General features: G+C 62.9%; 6 protein-coding genes. All 6 read left to right on the top strand.

From position 1 onward, the window contains the following. Window positions 1-72 precede the first annotated feature (72 nt). The 6 genes from EOA86_RS17250 (at window position 73) to EOA86_RS17225 (ending at window position 6,488) form a co-directional block, all read left to right on the top strand. Window positions 73-900: a phosphogluconate dehydrogenase C-terminal domain-containing protein gene (locus tag EOA86_RS17250; RefSeq protein WP_128342751.1), complete on the top strand. Its 828-nt coding sequence runs from the start codon at window positions 73-75 to the stop codon at window positions 898-900. Window positions 901-1,169: 269 nt separating this feature from the next. Next, window positions 1,170-2,111 (top strand): D-ribose ABC transporter substrate-binding protein, encoded by a 942-nt coding sequence (locus EOA86_RS17245; protein ID WP_128342749.1) that lies wholly within the window; start codon window positions 1,170-1,172, stop codon window positions 2,109-2,111. 76 nt (window positions 2,112-2,187) lie between these two features. Next, window positions 2,188-2,847: a DUF2291 family protein gene (locus tag EOA86_RS17240; protein WP_128342748.1), complete on the top strand. Its 660-nt coding sequence runs from the start codon at window positions 2,188-2,190 to the stop codon at window positions 2,845-2,847. Further along, complete coding sequence (locus EOA86_RS17235; protein WP_128342746.1) at window positions 2,844-4,400, top strand: sugar ABC transporter ATP-binding protein; 1,557 nt, start codon at window positions 2,844-2,846, stop codon at window positions 4,398-4,400. Before EOA86_RS17240 ends, EOA86_RS17235 begins: the two co-directional genes overlap by 4 nt. Next, on the top strand, window positions 4,393-5,457 hold the full coding sequence (locus tag EOA86_RS17230) for an ABC transporter permease (protein ID WP_127209657.1): 1,065 nt from the start codon (window positions 4,393-4,395) through the stop codon (window positions 5,455-5,457). Before EOA86_RS17235 ends, EOA86_RS17230 begins: the two co-directional genes overlap by 8 nt. Continuing rightward, on the top strand, window positions 5,457-6,488 hold the full coding sequence (locus tag EOA86_RS17225) for a Gfo/Idh/MocA family oxidoreductase (protein ID WP_128342744.1): 1,032 nt from the start codon (window positions 5,457-5,459) through the stop codon (window positions 6,486-6,488). Before EOA86_RS17230 ends, EOA86_RS17225 begins: the two co-directional genes overlap by 1 nt. The last annotated feature ends 53 nt before the right edge of the window (window positions 6,489-6,541 follow it).

Genomic DNA, 6,541 nt, shown 5'->3' with positions numbered 1-6,541 from the left:
GTACTGTGATTATACCAGTTGATTAGATGACGATCGGCAGGGCCATCGTTCGAGATCAGGAGTAACGGCTAGATGACAACGATAGCGCTGTTTGGTGCCGGCGGCAAAATGGGTTACCGCCTGTCGACCAATTTTCGCGCCTCTCACTACACGATACGCCATGTCGAGGTCAGTGACGTCGGCCGCGAGCGGCTAAAGACGGGGCTGGGCATCGACGCGGTCAGCGCCGACGAAGCCCTCGATGGCGCCGAGGTGGTCATCCTGGCGGTTCCCGACACCCATATCGGCAAGGTGGCGGCCAGCATCGAGGGCAAGCTTGCTGCCGGCACCATGGTCGTCGTGCTGGACGCCGCAGCACCTTTCGCCGGCCATTTGCCCAAGCGGCCGGACCTGACCTATTTCGTCACCCATCCCTGCCATCCGCCGATTTTCAACGACGAGACCGATATGGCGGCCAAGAAGGACTATTTCGGCGGCGTCAAGGCCAAGCAGCATATGGTCAGCGCGCTGATGCAGGGACCGGAGGAAGATTTCGCCAAGGGCGAAGCGATCGCCAAGATCATCTGGGCCCCGGTCATGCGGTCGCATCGCGTCACGGTCGACCAAATGGCGCTGCTCGAACCCGGCCTTTCGGAGACTGTCTGCGCCTCGTTGCTGGTCGTGATGAAGGAAGCGGTCGACGAGGTCGTCGCGCGCGGGGTCGACCAGCAGGCCGCACTCGACTTCCTGCTTGGCCACATGAACGTGCTCGGCGCCGTCATCTTCGGCGAGACCAAGGGCGTGTTCTCCGATGCCTGCAACAAGGCCATCGAGTTCGGCAAGCCGGTCTTGATGCGTGACGACTGGAAGCGGGTCTTCGAGCCGGAAGAGATTGCAGCGAGCATTCAGCGCATCACCTGAGGCAGGTACATATCATCTGAATTAGTGATTGACTCATCATACCAGTTGGCTTAGCTGTTCGTAAGCTCGGGCCAACCCAGGCCTCGCCAGGGAGTTCGAGGCTTGGGCGAGCGGAGGAGGCCAGGGACTGGGGGCGCGACGATCCGTTCAGAGGAAGCCGCCAAACGGTTTTGAAACTGAGGCGATCCGCGATCTCTTGTGCCGCCTGGCGAATTGAAACGCAGACAGTGGCCTGACTTGATCAGGGCTTTTTCAAACGGGAGGAAATCATGAAACTCACTCGCAGAATGACACTTGTGGCTTTTGCCGGCATGCTGGCGCTTGGCACCGCCGCACCCGCCTATGCGGCGGATCTCATTGCCATCATCACGCCCTCGCACGACAACCCGTTCTTCAAGGCGGAAGCCGTCGGCGCGGAAGCCAAGGCCAAGGAACTCGGTTATGAAACGCTGGTGCTTGTCCATGACGACGACGCCAATAAGCAGTCGGAGCTGATCGATACAGCGATCGGCCGCGGCGCCAAGGCGATCATCCTCGACAATGCCGGCGCCGACGCCACCGTCGCCGCCGTGCAGAAGGCCAAGGACGCGGGCGTTCCGTCCTTCCTGATCGATCGCGAGATCAACGCCACCGGCGTCGCCGTCGCGCAGATCGTCTCCAACAACTATCAGGGCGCCCAGCTCGGCGCGCAGGAATTCGTCAAGCTGATGGGCGAGAAGGGCAATTTCGTCGAGCTGGTCGGCAAGGAATCCGACACCAATGCCGGCATTCGCTCGAAGGGCTATCACGATGTCATCGACGACTATCCGGACCTGAAGATGGTGGCGCAGCAGTCGGCCAACTGGAGCCAGACCGAAGCTTATTCCAAGATGGAATCGATCCTCCAAGCTAACCCGGACATCAAGGGCGTGATCTCCGGCAACGACACGATGGCGATGGGCGCCTATGCCGCCCTTGCCGCCGCCGGCCGCAAGGATGTCATCGTCGTCGGGTTCGACGGATCGAATGACGTGCGCGATTCGATCGCTTCAGGCGGCATCAAGGCCACAGTCCTGCAGCCGGCCTATGCGCAGGCGCAGATGGCAGTCGAGCAGGCCAACGACTTCATCAAGAACAAGAAGTCTCCGGCCGAGGAAAAGCAGCTGATGGACTGCGTCCTGATCAATGGCGACAATGCCGCCAAGCTGGAAACCTTCGCGCTGACCAACTGAGCCGGCGTGACATCAATCGCAAGGGACGAGCTTCCGGGTCGTCCTTTGCTTCCATTTACTGGGTGCCCTGACCGCCATGCCGAACAAGCCGACATGTTCGATCCTCGCCGCGCCCCTCCTTGCCGTGACCGTCGGCGTCAGCCTGATCGGCTGCAAGATCCTGCCGACACCGTCAGCGGAAAACGGGGGCAAACCTCCGGCCTTCAATGCGGACAAGATGGTCGGCGATATCTGGGCTGCCAAGGCGGTGCCCTATCTCCAGCAGAAGGCCGGGCCATTTCCCGAGGTTCACGCCCTGGCGAAAGCCGATCCAGCGGCTGCCGGCGCCAAGTATGGCAATCCGAAGAAGCAGGCGAATTCGCCATGGACCTTCTCGGTTCGCCTCGAAGGCAAGATTGTTGCGGCGAATACACAGTCACGCGCGGCAACCATGGATGTCGATGCCGACGGCGACGGCAAGGCGGATGCGCGGGTGCAGATCGGACCCGCAATGCGTGGCACCGCGCTGCGCGACAGTCTCGACTTCATCCAGTTCAACGATTTCACCAACCAGATCGACTTCGCCCAGTTCGGCAAGGCGTTCAACATCTACGCCGACAAGACGGTGCTTTCCAAGCTGCCGCGCGACGCGCTGGAGGGCCGGAGCGTCAGGGTTGTCGGCGCATATGTCATCGGCAGCGGCCAGGACCTGCCGCTGGTGACACCGGCGGAGGCAGAGATCGGGCCGAAGCCATGACTGCCGCCACCGATCACGATGTCATCCTGACGCTGGAAGACGTCTCCAAGGTCTATTCGGGCACCGTCGCGGTCAAGCGCGCGAATTTCGAGGTGCGCAAGGGCGCGGTCAACGTGCTGGTCGGCGAGAACGGCGCCGGCAAATCGACGCTGATGAAGATCATCGCCGGCGTCGAACAGCCGACGCTCGGCCGCATAATCCTGGAGGGCGAAGAGGTTTCCTTCTCCTCGTCCGGGGACGCGGTGAATCGCGGCATCGGCATGGTGTTTCAGGAGCTGAACCTGTTCGGCAACCTGACGGTCGCAGAAAATATTTTTGCCACCCGCGAGATCACCAACCGGCTCCGCAAGATCGACAGCCGAGAACAGGAGCGCCGCGCGGCGGAATTCCTCGAGCGGCTGGAAGCCGGCATCCGGCCGGACATGCTGGTCGAGGATTTGCGTATCGGCCAGCAGCAGCTGGTCGAGATTGCCAAGGCGGTTTCGCTCGATGCGCGCATCCTGATCATGGACGAACCGACCTCGGCGCTGAGCGCGGCGGAAGTCGAGATCCTGTTCAAGGTGATTGCCGACCTCAAGGCGCGCGGCGTGGCGATCGTCTACATCTCGCACCGGCTCGAGGAACTGATCCGCATCGGCGACTACATCACCGTGCTGCGCGACGGGCGGATCACCGGCCAGGAGAGGATGAAAAACGTCGACACGCAATGGATCGTGCGGCAGATGATCGGCTCGGACGCCAAGGACTTCGCCAAGGCGGACGGCCATGTTCCGGGCGAAGAGATATTCCGCGCCGAGGACATCTGCCTGCCGCGCGTGACCGGCGGGCTTGCGGTCGATCACGTCTCGCTGTCGCTGCGTGCCGGCGAGATTCTCGGCATATACGGCCTGATGGGCGCCGGACGCAGCGAATTGTTCGACTGCATCATGGGACGCCATAGCCATGCCACCGGAACGATCTTCATCGCAGGCAAAAAGATCAGAGAGCGCGACACGACACGGCGGATCCGGCGCGGGCTGGCGCTGATCCCCGAGGACCGCCAGCGCGAAGGGCTGGTGTCGATCCTCTCGGTCGCCAGCAACCTGACGCTGGCCAGCCTGTCGCGGTTTGTCCGCATGTTCCATATCCGTGGCGCCAAGGAAAACCAGGCGGTGACGCAGATGGTGCGGGAGCTGGCGATCAAGGTCGCCAATCCGGCGCAAGAGGTCTCGTCGCTGTCGGGCGGCAACCAGCAGAAGGTGGTCATCGGCAAGGCGCTGCTCACCGGACCCAAGGTGCTGCTGATGGATGAACCGAGCCGCGGCATCGATGTCGGCGCCAAGGCCGACGTCTTCCGCACCATGCGCAAACTGTCCCGCGACGGACTGGGCATACTTTTCGCCACCTCGGATCTCGACGAGGTGATGGCGCTGTCCGACCGGATCGCGGTGATGAGCAATGGAAAACTGACCGGCATGTTCGATCGCGCCGAGGCGACGGAGGCGGCACTTGTCGCCGCATCGGCGCTTGGCCACGGACCGGTCCCGCACACGGAGAGCCACGTCCATGACTGACATCCCGGCCAAGGCTTCAGTTGCCTCCGCCTCGAGCGGCTCCGTCCTGCTGACGCTGATGAAGGCGAGGACGTTCATTGCGTTGATCGCCGTCCTGATCTTCTTCTCGATCGCGGCGCCGAATTTCCTGTCGGCCGCCAACCTGATCCTGATGTCGAAGCACGTGGCGCTGAACGCCTTCCTCGCCATGGGCATGACCTTCGTCATCGTCACCGGAGGCATCGACCTCTCGGTCGGCTCGATCGTCGGCCTGTGCGGCATGGTCGCCGGCTATCTCGTGCTCAACGGCATCGACCTGCAGGTCGGCTATACGATCTATTTCAACGTCTTCGAAATCGCACTGATCACGCTGGCGGTCGGCATATTGATCGGCGCCGTCAACGGATTGCTGATCACCAGGCTGAATGTCGCGCCGTTCATCGCCACGCTCGGCGTGCTCTATGTCGCACGCGGCCTGGCGCTGCTGTCGTCCGATGGCCGCACCTTCCCGAACCTTGTCGGCAAGCCCGATCTGGGTACGACTGGGTTCGGCTTCCTCGGCGCCGGCCGGTTGCTCGGCCTGCCGGTTTCGATATGGATACTTGTCGTCGTAGCACTTGGGGCGGCCTATCTCGCCAAATACACCCCGCTCGGCCGCCACATCTTCGCCGTCGGCGGCAACGAACGGGCGGCGCGGATTTCGGGCGTCAGGGTCAACATGGTGAAGATGTTCGTCTACATGTTCTCTGGCTTCTGCGCGGCGGTCGTCGGCCTGATCATCTCGTCCGAGCTGATGGCCTCGCATCCGGCGACCGGCGAGAGCTTCGAGCTCAACGCCATCGCAGCGGCGGTGCTCGGCGGCACCTCGATGTCGGGCGGCCGCGGCACGATCGGCGGCACCATCGTCGGTGCCTTCGTCATCGGCATTCTCTCCGACGGGCTGGTCATGATGGGGGTGAGCTCGTTCTGGCAGATGGTGATCAAGGGCCTTGTCATCATCGTCGCTGTCGTCGTCGACCAGGCGCAGCGTCGGCTGCAGAGCCGCGTGACGCTAATGCAGATGGCAAAGGCGGGCTGATGGCGGCGGAACTGCGTGGAGCGCTGATCGGCTGCGGCTTCTTTGCCGTCAACCAGATGCACGCCTGGGGCGACATCGCCGGCGCCTCGATCGTCGCCATTTGCGACCGCGATTCGGAACGGCTCAGGATAGTCGGCGACCAGTTCGGCATCACGCGGCGCTATACCGATGCGGCAGCACTTTTTGCCGCCGAAAGACTGGATTTCGTCGATATCGCCACCACCGCGCCGAGCCACCGTCCGCTTGTCGAGATGGCGGCGCGGCATCGCGTTCCGGCAATCTGCCAAAAGCCGTTCGCGCCGACGCTTGCCGATGCCAAGGCCATGGCGAAGGCCTGCTCTGACGCCGGCGTGCCGCTGATGGTGCATGAGAATTTTCGCTGGCAGTCGCCGATCCAGGCGGTGCACGCCGTGCTCGACAGCGGTGACATCGGCACGCCCTTCTTCGGGCGGATCTCGTTCCGCTCGGCCTATGACGTGTTTTCCGGCCAGCCCTATCTGGCGACGGGAAAGCGCTTCATCATCGAGGACCTCGGCATCCATAGTCTCGACATTGCCCGCTTTCTGCTGGGCGACGTTTCGACGATCACGACACGAACCGCTCGCATTAATCCTGAGATTGCCGGCGAGGACGTCGCAACCATGCTGATGGACCACGAGAGCGGCGCAACGTCTGTGGTCGATTGCAGCTATGCGACCAAGCTCGCCACCGAGCCGTTTCCGCAGACGCTGGTCGAGATCGACGGCAGCGGCGGCACGATCCGGCTCGAGCAGGATTACCGACTCACCGTCACCGGCAGGAACGGAACGGCGGTCAGCGACGTCTCGCCACCGCTGCTGCCATGGGCATCGCGACCATGGCACAACATCCAGGAAAGCGTCGTCGCCATCCAAAAGCACTGGGTCGATTGCCTGGCGAACGGGACCGAGCCGGCAACCTCGGGTGCGGACAATCTCAGGACATTGGCGCTGGTCGAGGCCGCCTATGCGGGCGCTGCGAGCCGTGAGCCGGTGCAGCTCGACACTTTGTGAGATGACCGCCGACGCCTCCCTCCTTTATGGCACGCGCGCGGTCGAGGCCGAGC

This window comes from Mesorhizobium sp. M5C.F.Ca.IN.020.32.2.1 (assembly GCF_004023105.1).
GTDB lineage: Bacteria > Pseudomonadota > Alphaproteobacteria > Rhizobiales > Rhizobiaceae > Mesorhizobium > Mesorhizobium wenxiniae.
Note: the sequence above shows the minus strand (reverse complement) of the source record. Positions and strands in the feature narration are given on the sequence as shown.

Bases quoted from the DNA above. Each gene is read 5' to 3' on its own strand.
- EOA86_RS17230 (WP_127209657.1), top strand. From the start codon at position 4,393: ATGACTGACATCCCGGCCAAGGCTTCAGTTGCCTCCGCCTCGAGCGGC.
- EOA86_RS17240 (WP_128342748.1), top strand. From the start codon at position 2,188: ATGCCGAACAAGCCGACATGTTCGATCCTCGCCGCGCCCCTCCTTGCC.
- EOA86_RS17235 (WP_128342746.1), top strand. From the start codon at position 2,844: ATGACTGCCGCCACCGATCACGATGTCATCCTGACGCTGGAAGACGTC.
- EOA86_RS17245 (WP_128342749.1), top strand. From the start codon at position 1,170: ATGAAACTCACTCGCAGAATGACACTTGTGGCTTTTGCCGGCATGCTG.
- EOA86_RS17225 (WP_128342744.1), top strand. From the start codon at position 5,457: ATGGCGGCGGAACTGCGTGGAGCGCTGATCGGCTGCGGCTTCTTTGCC.
- EOA86_RS17250 (WP_128342751.1), top strand. From the start codon at position 73: ATGACAACGATAGCGCTGTTTGGTGCCGGCGGCAAAATGGGTTACCGC.